12 protein-coding genes are annotated in these 13,814 nt (G+C 57.4%); 7 read left to right on the top strand and 5 right to left on the bottom strand.

Annotated elements, in window-relative coordinates:
* Positions 1-41 precede the first annotated feature (41 nt).
* A complete protein-coding gene (locus G403_RS25475; RefSeq protein ID WP_169719908.1) occupies positions 42-215 on the bottom strand; it encodes a hypothetical protein in 174 nt (57 codons plus the stop codon).
* Between the two features lie 95 nt (positions 216-310).
* Here G403_RS25475 and G403_RS0113730 point away from each other — a divergent pair, with 95 nt between their 5' ends.
* Positions 311-880: a nucleoside deaminase gene (locus tag G403_RS0113730; RefSeq protein WP_051299024.1), complete on the top strand. Its 570-nt coding sequence runs from the start codon at positions 311-313 to the stop codon at positions 878-880.
* Positions 881-893: 13 nt separating this feature from the next.
* On the opposite strand, the gene G403_RS0113725 is transcribed toward G403_RS0113730, so the two are convergent.
* Both G403_RS0113725 and G403_RS23355 read right to left on the bottom strand, forming a co-directional pair.
* Complete coding sequence (locus G403_RS0113725) at positions 894-1,232, bottom strand: HopJ type III effector protein (RefSeq protein ID WP_027854491.1); 339 nt, start codon at positions 1,230-1,232, stop codon at positions 894-896.
* Between the two features lie 30 nt (positions 1,233-1,262).
* Positions 1,263-2,216 (bottom strand): ketopantoate reductase family protein, encoded by a 954-nt coding sequence (locus G403_RS23355; protein WP_036233848.1) that lies wholly within the window; start codon positions 2,214-2,216, stop codon positions 1,263-1,265.
* Positions 2,217-2,324: 108 nt separating this feature from the next.
* Between G403_RS23355 and G403_RS0113715 the strand changes: the two genes are divergently transcribed.
* Positions 2,325-2,645, top strand: a complete 321-nt coding sequence (locus G403_RS0113715; RefSeq protein ID WP_036233845.1) for a DUF6482 family protein — start codon at positions 2,325-2,327, stop codon at positions 2,643-2,645.
* Here G403_RS0113715 and G403_RS0113710 read toward each other — a convergent pair.
* On the bottom strand, positions 2,636-3,526 hold the full coding sequence (locus G403_RS0113710) for a LysR family transcriptional regulator (RefSeq protein WP_027854489.1): 891 nt from the start codon (positions 3,524-3,526) through the stop codon (positions 2,636-2,638). The genes G403_RS0113715 and G403_RS0113710 overlap by 10 nt on opposite strands.
* Before the next feature lie 130 nt (positions 3,527-3,656).
* Between G403_RS0113710 and G403_RS23350 the strand changes: the two genes are divergently transcribed.
* A complete protein-coding gene (locus tag G403_RS23350; protein WP_051299022.1) occupies positions 3,657-4,856 on the top strand; it encodes an MFS transporter in 1,200 nt (399 codons plus the stop codon).
* Between the two features lie 200 nt (positions 4,857-5,056).
* Positions 5,057-5,671: a LysE family translocator gene (locus G403_RS0113700; RefSeq protein WP_027854488.1), complete on the top strand. Its 615-nt coding sequence runs from the start codon at positions 5,057-5,059 to the stop codon at positions 5,669-5,671.
* Positions 5,672-5,710: 39 nt separating this feature from the next.
* Here G403_RS0113700 and metG read toward each other — a convergent pair whose 3' ends face one another.
* The gene (gene metG / locus G403_RS0113695; RefSeq protein WP_027854487.1) at positions 5,711-7,756 is read right to left on the bottom strand and encodes a methionine--tRNA ligase; all 2,046 of its coding nucleotides are present in this window, start codon (positions 7,754-7,756) and stop codon (positions 5,711-5,713) included.
* Between the two features lie 125 nt (positions 7,757-7,881).
* On the opposite strand from metG, the gene G403_RS0113690 reads away from it, so the two are divergent.
* The 3 genes from G403_RS0113690 (at position 7,882) to G403_RS23345 (ending at position 13,796) form a co-directional block, all read left to right on the top strand.
* Positions 7,882-9,102, top strand: coding sequence for an HDOD domain-containing protein (locus G403_RS0113690; protein ID WP_027854486.1), 1,221 nt, complete (start codon positions 7,882-7,884; stop codon positions 9,100-9,102).
* Between the two features lie 69 nt (positions 9,103-9,171).
* A complete protein-coding gene (trmA, locus tag G403_RS0113685; protein WP_027854485.1) occupies positions 9,172-10,260 on the top strand; it encodes a tRNA (uridine(54)-C5)-methyltransferase TrmA in 1,089 nt (362 codons plus the stop codon).
* 32 nt (positions 10,261-10,292) lie between these two features.
* Entirely contained in the window at positions 10,293-13,796 is a 3,504-nt protein-coding gene (locus G403_RS23345) for an acyl-[ACP]--phospholipid O-acyltransferase (protein ID WP_051299020.1), read from the top strand.
* Positions 13,797-13,814: the final 18 nt, after the last annotated feature.

Here is a 13,814-nt window from a genome sequence, read left to right as displayed (position 1 = left end):
GACAGGTCATTGACGGGGCTGTGACGCTTCGGTGACGCAGGTTATTCCTGCTGTAACGCTTCGACCCAGAAGTCCCGGTCTTCCTCGCGTCGGCCCCGGTTCCGGCGGCGGTCCGGTTTGCCGGGTTCGAAGCGGATATCCTCTCGGCGGTCTGCGCTAATGCGGCGGTCCGGTTGTCTGCGGCGCTCATGGCCGTGCCAGGTAACGCTGTTCATGGGGAAACCCTTGGAGTCGAGTGTTTTGTACCATTCGGATTTTGGCTGCGTCTATGCTAAGGGTAGCACTACAGATCGGTTCCAGGGGTAGAAAAATGAGTGAATATCAAGACTCCACCGCACAGTTACGGGCCGCTTATGACGGAATTGAGCCCGACCTGCGTTTTCGGGATGAAGTGCCGGCTCTGCATGCCTGTCGACTGGCCCTGAATGCACTGGCAGGAGGTGGTTATGGAGTGGGGGCGCTGGTAATGAGTGAGGAACATCGCATCTTTGCCGAGGGGCGTAATCATCTGTTCGGTGATGCGCTGGACTCCGCTGGGCACGCGGAGATGCGGGCACTGGATACACTGGAGTCATTGGATGAGGAGCATCCGCCGCCCTGTGAGTTAAGCCTGCTCGTCACATTGGAACCCTGCCCGATGTGTTTAACGCGTATTCTTTACGCCGGCATCGGCGAGGTGATCTATATCCATGCCGATGATGAGGGTGGCATGGTGCAGCGCCGTGAGTTGTTACCGCCGGCGCAGCGGGAACTGGCTAATATTACCCGGTTTCGAGTGGCGGAGGTCAGTGAGCCCGTGCGGGAACTGGCCGCCCGCCTCTCGGTCGCTCAGCTTGAGCAGAAACGACAGGCACTGATGGCGGCGCAGGGCAGGGTGTGAGGCGATTGAACCTCTATCGGGGGGCCAGCGGTATACCTTCGAAACGGATACCGGACCAGCCCTTATCTATAAAGTTACGAATGTTACCGTGATCAGAGCCCTCGGGCGTGGCGAGTACATCGCGGTAAAAACGGCCGAAGCAGGCGAGTGTCTGCGCTTCGCTAAGGCCCGCCAGCTGACCGAAGGCGAGAATCTTGCAGGAGCCTTCGTTTTGACCGGCTTCATTATGCAGGTCACCGTTGCGGAAAGCGCAAGGGGTGTATTCGAAGTGCTCGCCAATAAATGCGATCACGTCTTCAAAGTCGATCGTCTCATCGGTACCCAGACGGGCAGTGAGCTGTTCCAGTGTCATCCCAAGGTCCTCATCATTGAAAGCCGGGCATTATCCCGGCTGAGGCCGCCATTGCAAAGGGCGGATGTCGAGGCGGAGCAATCGCTCTACGGTTGAGGTCCAGGGCGCTTGTTGTCCAAGTTGTTCGCAGCGGCGAATCACGGCCCCGCTGATGTCGTCCAGCTCCAGCGGGCGGCCCTTTTCACGATCCACCAGCATCGACGTTTTTATCGCGTCGAAGGTGCTGATCAGTTCGAACATCTCATCCACATCGGTGGCGGTCAGCTCCACATCATCGGCCTTCGCAGCCACGGCGGTTTCCTGCATCATCCGGTAGACGGTGGCCCCCAGAACGGGGTCCGCGGTGAGGGTGCGGGTATCCAGCCCGGTCAAGGCGCTTAGCGGATTCACACCGTTGTTGATGACCAGCTTTTTCCACAGTTCATAGCGTATCTCCGCGGAGACCCGGGTCGGAATGCCGGCTTCGTTAAATACCTGAGTCAGCCTGTTCAGGCGCGCATCATCGGACCTGGTGTTGGGCCAGTATCCCATCACGACCTGAGCCGGTCCCCGTGCTTCCACCTGGCCCGGGGCAATGATATGACCGCCGATACGAACCGCCAGGCCGCCCAGCGTGCGTGACTCGCCGACGCATTCTGCAATCTGAGGCTCGTTGTCGACGCCGTTTTGCAGAGACAGCAGGGGCGTACGCCCATTCTTCAGCCAGGTGCTGCACTGCTCAAGCCAGCCTGCGGATGCGCCGGATTTTAACGCCACGATGATGAGGTCAAAATCGTCACATTGGGTTTGTTGAACAACGGCGTCCATGGCACGGGCATCGACTTTGCCGCTAAAGTGAAGCGCTTCATGCTCCACGGTCAGGGTTTCCTGCATCGCGTCCAGATGCGCCCCGCGGGCAACAAAGGTGACCCTGTGCCCGGCTTCCAGCAGGCGGGCTCCGTAATAACAACCAATGCCACCTGCGCCAATGATCAGAAATCTCATGCTCTGTCTCCGTCAGAAGTCGCTAGGTGTTTTAACCCAAAAACGCACTGAAAATAAACTGTTCTGGCCGGGTCTTCGTAAATGCAAAAATGCAACAGGGAGAGCGTGATGAAAATAGTGTTAGACGACGTGAAACAAAGCGCCGGACAGATTGATCGATTGGTTCTTCGGGCTTTCGAGAGCAGTCTGTATCTGGTCCAGATAAAGCTGCAAACAGGTGACGAGCTTCTGAATCTGTGTGATGACAACGGCGTGATTATGCGCTTCCACAGTCAGCTCGATGCCAAGTATCCGTTCAAGGGGCTGGGTGTCACGCATACAGTGTTGGTTCACGAAAGCCCGTACAACGAGATGATCGGCATGCCCGCAGGTGAAAAGCCAGCGCCGCTGGAGGTAAAACTGGCCAATCCGGATCAGGATTACTCCTGAGCTGTGGGTTCCAGCAGGCTGCTTAGCTCCGGGTGGCGGAACAGGGGGCTCTCCTCGATGGTTTGAGCCAGACGAGCGGTTGCCGCATTGGCCTTTTCAGCCATGAACAGGGTTGCTTCTGTCTGTGGTAGCGGTGGGAGGTCTTCTTCGATCACCTGAAGCCCGGGTTCCAGGGCCATCAGGGGCAGTACGCCGATCCCCAGGCCTGCCCGCACCGCCGCCAATACGCCGGCTCGGCTATGGCTGGTAAAGGTTACTCGGTAGGGTAGGCCTCGGCGTTGCATCGCCTTGATCGCAGATTCGCGATAAAAGCATCCATCCGGAAACATGGCCAGCGGGATAGGTTCGTCAGGCTGAAGCGGATGATGCTCTCCGCGTACCCAGACTAGGCGGTCCTGGCTCATACGTAAGCCACCATCCGACAGGGCCGGCATTTCCACCAGTGCGATATCCAGCCGATGATCCTCAACCAGTGAGGCCAGGTAACCGGGTCGATGGTCGCAGATCACTTCCAGTTGCGCCTCCGGGTAGCAGAGCTTGTAGCTCTCCAGCAACGGCGTCAGAGCCCGGGTAATGTAAAGGTCATGGGTGCCAAGACGTACCTTGCCGGTAATATCCGCGTTCTGAAATCCGCCCAGAATTCGATCATGCATCGCCAGCAACTGCTGCGCGTGAGTGTTGAGGTGCTCACCGGCAACGGTCAGCCGTACCCCGTACTGTCCTCGCCGTAGCAGCTGTGTCGTCACCAGATCCTCTAAGCGGTTGATCTGCATGCTGATTGTTGAGGGGGCTCGGTGCAACAAGTTTGCTGCTGTCGTCAGGTTCAGTGTATCGGCAACAACAACGAATGTACGCAGCAGCGGGATAGGAAGGTCGGCCATGCTCAGACTTCAATAAAGTTGAATGTAGAGCTCAATATAATTCGCTTTGATGAATCCTGACAACTGATTATTGTCGCTCCGTCGGCGCGCATTGGGCTGCGCCTGCCTCGTCGAGGATGGAGTCACTGATATGCGTATGGCGGTTGTTTTTGGCATGAACCAAGTGGTCAGCCATGGCTTTGGAATGTTCCTGTTTGCGGCCCTAGTGCCCCTGATGCGGGAATCTACAGGTCTCAGTTACTGGCATCTGGCGCTGGCCGGTGCCTTGACTCAGTTGGCTTATCTGGGGGGCGCACTGATCCTGGGTCTGATCGGGCCTAAGCTGGGTACACGAAAGATTGCCCTGGTGAGCGGTGCGATTTCTACGTCGCTGCTGTTCAGCATGCCGATGTTGCAGCAACCGCTGAATATTATTCTGGCGCTGGTCGTTCTGGCAGCGAGTGCAGCCATGAGCTGGGGGGCTATTGTCGAAATCATCAGCCGTTGCGCGCCACAGGATCGCCGGTCTACCTATCTTTCCAGTGCATCCAGCGGTACGGCCTGGGGGTACGGAATCACAGGGCTGGTTATTCTGTGGATCGTACCGTTCTGGGGCTGGGAGAGTAGCTGGCGCCTGGCGGGGATAATGGGTGCGCTGGTATTGGGCGTTACCTGGTACATGCTGCGCACCCTGCCTGAACCTGAACTGCATGCGGCGGGTAGTGGTCCAGCGGCGATTCCGGTATCCCAGTTACTCAAAACCCTGTTCACTGAACGCACCGCTTTCTTTGCCTGTCTGATCTGCTTTCTGGTTGGCTTCTGCACCATGCCGTTTTCAACCTGGCTCAACACCTATCTGGAAGAGTTGAAACTGCCGGCTGAGTTGGGCGGTTACAGCTGGTCTACCGTTGGAATTACCGGCATGGTCGCCGGCTTCGTAACCGGTAAGCTGGCGGATCGCAAGGGCCATGCAACCGCGCTGCTCCTGATCTTCGCGGTATTCGCACTCGGCCAGCTGGCGTTCTCCTATAGCCCCGCCGAGATGGTGCTGCTGGCAAGCTTCGGTTATGGCTTGATGTACTTCCCGATGTGGGGGATCGTCGCGGGCTGGGTAAACCAGCAGTACTCCGCCACTGCAACCATGCAGATCAGCGGTATCTGCATGGTGACCTTCGGGCTGGGCGGCGCTCTGGGTAACCTCTTGCTCGGCTTTATCCGCGATGTCAGCGGATTCCTGCAGCCCGGCTTCATGCTGCTCTCCATGATGTCGCTGGTCCTGCTGGGCCTTGGTCTGCATATTCGCCGCCGCGCTGGCGCGGTGAAGGTTAACGACATAGCGCCCAGTGTCTAACCCCGGGCCGGGTTGACAATAATGACCGCATCCATAATGATCAAACGATGAAATCAAGCCTTATGCGATCAATCGTGCGAGTCATCATCTCTCTCTAGGAGCGGTGGGCGTTCTGGCACGCGATCAAGGCGTCATAAACCCACCCAGCGAGGTGGGTTTTTTTATTACCCTCTGTGGGCTCGGATAGATCGGGAACGACGATGGAACTCTGGAAGTTATTACTTTTTATACCGGCATGCTTTGCCCTCAATATGACGCCGGGGCCCAACAACTTGCTGTCCATGAATAACGCGCGTTGCTATGGTTTTCAGTCTGCTTTCATCGCGGGGCTGGGGCGTATTACGGCGTTTTCCGGGATGATTGCTCTGGCCGCATCCGGTTTGGCGGTGGTGCTGTATACGTCGGAAACGCTGTTTTTCTTAATAAAGCTGGTGGGCGCGCTGTACCTGCTTTGGATCGCTTTTAAGCTCTGGCGCTCCCAGGCAAGTCCGGTCTCCGACGTGAATGCCACTCAAAACCGCGCAGCGTTAGTTCGGCAGGAGTTTGCGCTGGCAGCGGGGAACCCAAAGGCGATTCTGATTTTTACCGCGTTCCTGCCGCAGTTTGTCGATGTGGCGGGCGATGTGAAGGAACAGTTTTTTGTGCTTGGGCTGACCTTTCTACTGCTGGAGATGCTGGCCATATCAATCTATTCGATGTTTGGCCTGTACCTGCGCAGCTGGTTTTCGAAGCCTAAAATGGCGGCTCGGTTTAACAAGGGGTGTGCCACCTTTTTAGCTGTATCCGGTGCTAATCTGTTACTGAGCAGGCAGTAAAAAGCCGGCGCTGGGCCGGCTCTTTTAGCGGGAGTCGCGCTACTTGATTCGCATGCCCGGCTGAGCACCTTCGTGTGGCTCCAGAATCCAAAGCTCTTTGCCGCCAGGTCCGGCGGCGAGCACCATCCCTTCGGATACACCGAACTTCATCTTACGCGGTGCCAGGTTGGCGACCATCACGGTGAGCTTGCCTTCCAGCTCCTCCGGGTTGTAGGCCGACTTGATACCTGCAAATACATTGCGGGTATTCTCCTCGCCGATATCCAGTGTCAGGCGCAGCAGTTTGTCGGCTCCCTCCACATGTTCCGCTTTGGCGATCCGGGCGATGCGCAGATCGACCTTGGCAAAATCCCCAAACTCGATGGTATCGGCGATCGCTTCCTGTTCCGGTTTCTTCGCCGCTTTTGCCTTGGCCGGCTGCACCGCAGCGGCGGCCTCCAGGCTCTGTCGGGAGTCTTCGATCATCTTCTCGATCGCTTCCGGTTCCACGCGCTGCATCAGTGGCTTGAACTTGTTGATCTTGTGGCTGAGCAGCGGTTTCTCGATAGCGTCCCAGGTAAAGCCGTCAATATTCAGGAAGGCGGCCGCCTCCTGTGCCACGTGCGGCAACACCGGTGCCAGGTAGCTGATGATTACGCGGAACAGGTTGATGCCCAGGGTGCAGCATGCCTGGACCTCGGCTTCACGGCCTTCCTGCTTGGCCAGCACCCAGGGCTCGGCGTTATCGATATACTGGTTGGCTTTGTCCGCGATCTGCATGATTTCACGCATGGCGCGGCTGTACTCACGCTTCTCGTAGGCTTCGGCGATGCTGCGCCCGGCCGAGACCGCTTCGTGGTAGAGGCCCGCGTTGGTCAGTTGGCTATCCAGTTCGCCGTCAAACTTTTTGTGAATGAAGCCTGCACAGCGGCTGGCGATGTTGACCACTTTGTTGACCAGGTCGGAATTGACGCGGAAACGGAAGTCTTCCAGGCTCAGGTCGATATCGTCGATACCGGAGCTGAGCTTGGCCGCAAAGTAATAACGCAGATATTCCGGGCGCAGGTGCTTGAGGTAGGTTTCCGCCATGATGAAGGTGCCGCGGGATTTGGACATCTTCTGGCCGTTAACGGTCAGGAAGCCATGGCAGAACACCCCGGTGGGTGTGCGGAAGCCGGCACCGTGCAACTCGGCGGGCCAGAACAGCGTGTGGAAGTAGGCGATATCCTTGCCGATAAAGTGGTACAGCTCGGCGCTGGAGCCTGGTTTCCAGTATTCGTCGAAGTCGACGCCGTTCTTGTCACACCAGTTCTTGAAGCTGGCCATGTAACCGATAGGCGCGTCCAACCAGACATAGAAGTACTTGTTCTCTTGGCCCGGGATCTGGAAACCCCAGTAGGGCGCATCACGGGAGATATCCCACTGCTGCAGGCCGGATTCGAACCACTCGTTGAGCTTGTGGATCATCTGGCTTTGCACGTGCTCGTTAACCCAGGTGCGCAGGAACTGGTCGAAGTCGCCCAGCTTGAAGAAAAAGTGCTCCGACTCCTTCTCGACAGGTTTGGCACCGGAGATCGCGGAGTAGGCGTTTTTCAGTTCGGTGGGCTGATAGGTGGCACCGCAGGCCTCACAGGAGTCGCCGTACTGGTCCGCTGCGCCACACTTGGGGCACTCGCCCTTGATGAAGCGGTCAGGCAGGAACATCTGCTTCTCAGGGTCAAACGCTTGGGTGATTGTTCGGCGCGCAATATGACCGGCGTCATGCAAACGCTGATAAATAAGCGTTGCGAAATGACGGTTCTCTTCCGAGTGGGTAGAGTAATAGTTGTCAAACCCGACCATGAAACCGGCGAAGTCACGCTGGTGCTCGGCGCTGACTTTATCGATCAGTTCCTGCGGCGAAAGTCCCAGCTGGTCTGCCTTGAGCATAATCGGCGTGCCATGGGCATCATCCGCGCAGACATACGTACACTGGTGGCCACGCTGTTTCTGAAAACGCACCCAGATGTCGGTCTGAATATATTCCACGAGATGGCCCAGGTGGATGGGCCCGTTGGCATAGGGCAGGGCACTGGTAACGAGAATCTTGCGCTTGCTTTCGGTCATCGGGAGCTCAAATCTTGTTCGCGAATAGGATAGCGGGCGATTTTACGCTTTATTAGCGAGCTTATGAAGGGAAACAGGCGGGCCGCTACTCCAGGTAAAGGGTCCGATTAAATCAGGTGGCATCCATGGAGAGGTTAATAGTTTGCGAGATCGGTTTGCCAGTTGGTGGCGCATTTCAGCTGGATGGCTGGGCGATTCAACGCTGTGAAAGTGCGACTGAGTTGCTGGCGTTGCTGGACGATGAGGAAGTCCCATCGCCTGAGCTTGTTGTGGTGCGAACCCGGGGAGACAGTCTGAGTGTGCTCAGATTACTGCGTAAGTTGGGTGAACGCTGGCCCAATATCATCCGTTTGCTGCTGAGCCAGGATGCCAGCGCCCGGTTTGTGGTCGAGGGGAGTGATCTTGCGCACGCCTCGTTGCAGGCCAATATCCCCGCCGAAAAACTCAAAATGACAGTTGCCCGGGCTCGTCGGGTACGTGATCGGCTAAACAGCTCGGTATTTTGTGACCTCTTCGAAGCGCTGGGTGGCCTGTCGCCGCCACCGGCTCAGGTGGGTGTGCTGGACAGTTTTATCGATGACCGGGCTGATGAGCGTGTGACTCAGGTCGCACCCAGCTATCGTGGTGCCGTGGCTCAGCTACGTGGTGTGCTCGCTCTGCTCAACTCTCCGCTGTTTGGCTTCGATAAGCATATATTCAATATCAATGACGTGGTGCCACAGGTTGGCTTTCGTACGCTGCGGGCACTCAATCTGAGAGTGCATGCAGAGCTGGCCTTTGCCGAGCCGGAGGGGTGGAAAGGGTTTCCGTTCTCGGGTTTGACTGACCGGGCGCTGGCGTGTGGACTGCTGGCCCAGCGCATGGCCCAGGTTCACGGGCGTGACCGTATTCAGCAGCTTCAGGCGATGGCGGCGGGGTTGTTTCATGATCTGGGTATGCGGGCATTGGTGATGCTGGATCCGCAACGTTATCTCCAGGTGGCGGAACGCGCGGTGCTGCTGGGCCGTTCTCTAACGGCGATGGAAAAGCTGGAGTATCAGGTCAGTCACAGTGAGCTGGCCGCTTCCATGCTGCAACGCTGGGGTGTTTCGCCGGTGGTGGTGCGGGCAGTGCTCTATCATGCGACGCCAAAAGGGGCAGGCGATGCCTCGTTCAGTGTGTTAACGGCGTTACACGTTGCCGACTCGCTTTTGCCCGATCCCCCCAATCGTCTGGAGTGCAGGCTGAGTGGACAGCTTTGTCTGGAGTACCTGTCCCAGATTAAACAGGTCGGCCGTCAGGCGGACTGGGAGATGTACAGCGGTGAATATGCCCGTCGCCTGAGCCGGTGCTGGACCGGTGGCTGAAGCGGATGTTGGAGCGCCGGGGCGGTGCTGCTAGAATCGCGCCCTGTTTTGCCCCACACCGAGGTTACCATGTCTTTGCCCCAGGTCGATCCCAGTCAGTACGAAGCTCAACTGCAGCGCAAACGCGCCTACGTGGAGGCGACTTTCGCCGAGTTCGACATTCCCGACGTGGACCTTTACCGATCACCGACGGAACACTACCGGATGCGTGCCGAGTTCCGTGTCTGGCATGACGGCGACGATCTGTATTATGTGATGTTCGAGCCGGGGAATAAGCGTGCGCCGGTTCGGATAGACCGTTGCCCCATGGTATCGCGGCGTATCCACGATATGATGTTTGAGCTGCTGGATGTGATCCGTCCCGATCCACGTCTGCGTTTTAAACTGTTTCAGATCGACTTTCTCAGCACTCTTTCAGGCGAATTGCTGGTCAGCCTGCTTTACCATCGGCCGATTGGTGATGAGTGGATCGAGGCGGTGCGTCCGCTGCGTGAAAAGTTCGGTATCGATATTATTGGCCGCTCACGCAAGAATAAGATCGTTCTGGATAAGGATTTTGTTATTGAGCAGCTCGATATAAACGGGCGCACCTACAGTTACAAGCAAACTGAAAACAGCTTTACCCAGCCTAACGGTGAAGTCTGTCGGCAGATGATCGCCTGGGCACTGGATGCCAGTCGTGATGCCGGTGGTGACCTGGTGGAGTTTTATTGCGGGAACGGTAACTTCACGCTGCCGCTGGCGCAGAATTTCCGACGGGTAGTCGCCACAGAGATATCCAAGGAGTCGGTACGTTCGGCGCGCTTTAATATCGAGCAGAACGGTATCGACAATATCGATGTGCTGCGGATGCCCTCAGAAGACCTGTCGCTGGTGTTGAAAGGTCAGAAAGAGACGCGCAAGGTTCAGGGACTGGCGCTAGAAGAGTGCCGCTTCTCCACGGTGCTGGTGGATCCGCCCAGAGCCGGTCTGGATGACGAGACCGTCTCACAGGTCATTGAATACCCGCATATACTGTATATCTCCTGTAATCCGGAAACATTGAAAGAAAATCTGAAGGTAATTACCCGGAGTCACCGGATAGAGCGGTTTGCCGTGTTCGATCAGTTTCCGTATACAGACCACCTTGAGTGCGGGGTTTACCTGACACGGCGCTAACCCGCGCACATCGGTATAGCCGGGGGAGGCCTATGACACAGCAGCAGGAACGACAGGAGCCTGATAGCCGGCCGGTCTGGCGTTATACCGGCTTTCTCTCGTTTATCGCAGTCGCCTACCTGAATGCCACTCTGGATCTGGGGCATAAGATCCTGGTGCAAAATACCCTGTTCAAGGCCTATGACGGTCCGGAGCAGGTGTTGCTGACCGCAATCGTCAATGCGCTGATTCTCCTGCCCTTTATTCTGCTGTTCACGCCGGCAGGGTTTTTGTCCGACCGTTTCAGCAAACCCGCCGTTATGCGCGGGTCTGCAGCTGCGGCGATCGGGCTGACGCTAATGATTACCGCCTGTTACTACCAGGGCTGGTTTATTCCCGCGTTTGTACTGACCTTTTTTCTTGCCGCTCAAAGTGCACTCTACTCGCCCGCCAAATACGGCTTTATCCGCGAATTGGTGGGGGCCAATAACCTCAGTGAGGCCAACGGCTGGGTTCAGGCAGCCACGATTATCTCCATTCTGGGCGCTATCGTGCTTTTTTCCCTGCTGTTCGAGCAGCGACTGGCGTTGACCGAAGTGGTTGAAAAAAGCCCTGAGGCGGTTATGCGCCAGATTGCACCGCTGGGCTGGTTACTGGTGGCATTGGCTGTCGTGGAGTGGCTGTTGGCTTGGCGCTTACCCGCTGGGGGTGCCCACCCGCAACTGCGCCTCGACCGGCATGCCTACTGGCGGGGGCAGCTGCTCAGGGAAAACCTGGGGCGGGTGACTGCCCATAAACCGATTCTCTATTCCATCTTCGGGTTGGCCCTGTTCTGGTCGATCAGCCAGGTGATGATTGCGGTCTATCCTGCCTACGTCAAAGCGCATCTGGGGGAGGTCAATACCTTCTATATCCAGGGCGCTCTGGCCCAATCCGGTATCGGCATCTTGGTGGGTTCAATTATGGTCGCGCGTCTTTCGCGCCACCATATCAACGTGGGTCTGATCCCGTTTGGTGCTTTACTGGTAACACTGGGTCTGGGGCTTTTACCTGCCAGCGGCTCACTGCTGAGTGCCGGCGTGCTGTTTTTCCTGGTCGGTGTCGGTGGTGCACTGGCGATTGTTCCGCTCAACGCATTGATTCAGTTTCATGCGCCCTCCGCAGAGAGCGGCTCCATTCTGGCGGGTAATAATCTTATTCAGAACGTGGCGATGTTTTCCGCGCTGGTGATGACCGTGGCCAGCGCCTTTGCCGAAGTCCCAGCCCGCAGCATTCTGGTCGTGCTGGCCCTGGCCGCCGCCGTCGGTGCCTTAATTGCGCTGGTTCGCTTGCCCGAGGCATTCTTGCGTCTACTCGTTCGGTTGCTTCTGAAGCGGCGTTATCGGCTCGATATCCTGGGCTTTGATCAGATTCCAAGGGATGGGCGGGGTGTGCTGCTGGTTGGCAACCATGTCAGCTGGCTTGACTGGGCGTTGGTTCAGATCGCCTGTCCGCGGCATGTACATTTTGTCATGGAGCGGGTTATCTACGAACGCTGGTATCTCAGCTGGCTGTTGAGGCTCTACCGGGTGATACCGATCTCCTCTGGCAGCAGCCGGGATGCAATGACCCAGGTTGCGCGCTTGCTGGAAGCCGGAGAGGTGGTGTGTATCTTCCCCGAAGGCGCGATCAGTCGAAGCGGTCAGCTAGGCCCCTTCAAGCGCGGTTTTGAGCGAGCAGCGGCTCAGGTGGCGTCTGATGCCGATGTCATCATCCTGCCGTTTTATCTGCGTGGGCTTTGGGGCAGTCGCTTTTCGCGCTCCACCGCGCGCATGCGCAGTGCCCGTCGCGCCGGTTGGAAACGAGATGTGACGCTGGCATTCGGCGCGCCGCTGCCCTTGAATACGGATGCCGTGACACTGAGGTCACAGGTTTCCGAACTGGCGATCCACGCCTGGGAGGCCTATACCAATACGCTCGACAATCTGCCTGCGGCGTTCATTCGTACCGCTCGTGCAGCGCCGTCCGCCTGGGCCTTGACTGAGCTGGAGATGTCGCCTTTCTCTCATCTGCGTCTACTGACTGCTGCCATGGTGCTGGCGCGCCGTTTCCGTCGCCTTGAAGAGGAGCGGATCGGCGTGCTGCTGCCTACGGCGGCCGGCGGTGTTGTGGGTCTGCTCGGGTTGCTGATGAGCGGTAAAACCATAGTTCCGCTGAACTACACCGCGTCCAGGGAAGCGCTGGCTAGCGCCAGCGAGCGGGCGGGTTTGAAAATCGTGGTTACGTCCAGCTTGTTTCTCAAGCGCTTGGGGCAGCGGGGTATCGATCCGCTGTCCGCGTTAGGCGATGTGAAACTTATAGAACTGGAGTGGCTTCGTGATCAGATTGGTAACGGAGAACGGCTGGCGACGCTGGTCCAGGCGCGTATGACCCCGGTCTGGCTGCTTCAGAAGCAGTTTGGCGGAGCGGTTCCTATTGATCATACCGCAGCGATACTTTTCTCTTCGGGCAGTGAGGGGCAACCCAAGGGGATTGTGCTCAGCCATCGCAACATCATGGCCAACCTGAAACAGGTCGCTGATGTGTTTAATATCGAGGACGAAGATTGCGTACTGGGATCGCTGCCTCTGTTCCATGCGTTTGGGCTCACGGCTACGACGATGATGCCGTTGATCGAAGGGGTGCCGCTGGTGTGTCATCCCGACCCGACGGATGCCGTCAATATCGGTAAATGTGTTGCTCGTTGGCGGGTTTCGCTGCTCTGTGCGACCAGTACCTTTTTGAGGCTGTATGCGCGTCAGTCCCGGTTGCTGCCCTCCATGTTTGAGCCGCTGCGACTGGTGGTAGCGGGTGCGGAGCGGCTTTCACCGCGGGTGAGGGAGCAGTTTGAAGGTCGGTTTAACAAGCGAATACTCGAAGGTTATGGCTGTACCGAAACAACCCCGGTCGCCAGCGTAAATCTGCCGGATTATCTGGATACCCGTTTCTGGACTGTCCAGGTGGGCAATAAGACCGGTAGTGTGGGAATGGCGTTACCCGGCTCCTGCTTCCGGGTAGCCGACCCGGACAGCTTTGATACCCTGCCCACCGGCGAGCCGGGAATGGTGTTGATCGGCGGGGCGCAGATCATGCAGGGCTATCTGGATGATCCACAGAGAACCGAGAGCGTCATTCTCCATCGTGACGGGTTACGTTGGTATGTTACTGGTGACAAGGGTTATCTGGACGAGGAGGGTTTCCTCACGCTGATTGATCGGTACTCACGATTTGTCAAAATCGGCGGGGAGATGGTGTCTTTGGGTGCGGTCGAATCTCAGGCGCAAGAAGTGCTGGATAGGCCCCTGATCGCTACCTCGGTGGCCGACGAGCGTAAAGGGGAGCAGGTGGTACTTCTGGTCGAGGGCGATGAGGGTGAAGAGGGTTTGCGTGAACAGCTGCGAGCCTCGGGGATGAGTCCGTTGATGTTGCCCGCGAGGGTGTTTGTCCAGTCTCAACTGCCGTTTCTGGGTAGTGGGAAACCGGATCTTTACCGTGCCCGGATTATGGCTCTGGACTTGTGCCGGAATAGTTCTTCATAATAGCTGACAAATATTGTC

This window comes from Marinobacterium litorale DSM 23545 (assembly GCF_000428985.1).
In the GTDB taxonomy this organism is placed as follows: domain Bacteria; phylum Pseudomonadota; class Gammaproteobacteria; order Pseudomonadales; family Balneatricaceae; genus Marinobacterium_D; species Marinobacterium_D litorale.
This window is presented reverse-complemented; position numbering and strand designations above follow the sequence as displayed.

Coding starts and splice junctions, on each gene's coding strand:
- G403_RS25475 (WP_169719908.1), bottom strand. CDS start 215: ATGAACAGCGTTACCTGGCACGGCCATGAGCGCCGCAGACAACCGGAC.
- G403_RS0113730 (WP_051299024.1), top strand. CDS start 311: ATGAGTGAATATCAAGACTCCACCGCACAGTTACGGGCCGCTTATGAC.
- G403_RS0113725 (WP_027854491.1), bottom strand. CDS start 1,232: ATGACACTGGAACAGCTCACTGCCCGTCTGGGTACCGATGAGACGATC.
- G403_RS23355 (WP_036233848.1), bottom strand. CDS start 2,216: ATGAGATTTCTGATCATTGGCGCAGGTGGCATTGGTTGTTATTACGGA.
- G403_RS0113715 (WP_036233845.1), top strand. CDS start 2,325: ATGAAAATAGTGTTAGACGACGTGAAACAAAGCGCCGGACAGATTGAT.
- G403_RS0113710 (WP_027854489.1), bottom strand. CDS start 3,526: ATGGCCGACCTTCCTATCCCGCTGCTGCGTACATTCGTTGTTGTTGCC.
- G403_RS23350 (WP_051299022.1), top strand. CDS start 3,657: ATGCGTATGGCGGTTGTTTTTGGCATGAACCAAGTGGTCAGCCATGGC.
- G403_RS0113700 (WP_027854488.1), top strand. CDS start 5,057: ATGGAACTCTGGAAGTTATTACTTTTTATACCGGCATGCTTTGCCCTC.
- metG (WP_027854487.1), bottom strand. CDS start 7,756: ATGACCGAAAGCAAGCGCAAGATTCTCGTTACCAGTGCCCTGCCCTAT.
- G403_RS0113690 (WP_027854486.1), top strand. CDS start 7,882: ATGGAGAGGTTAATAGTTTGCGAGATCGGTTTGCCAGTTGGTGGCGCA.
- trmA (WP_027854485.1), top strand. CDS start 9,172: ATGTCTTTGCCCCAGGTCGATCCCAGTCAGTACGAAGCTCAACTGCAG.
- G403_RS23345 (WP_051299020.1), top strand. CDS start 10,293: ATGACACAGCAGCAGGAACGACAGGAGCCTGATAGCCGGCCGGTCTGG.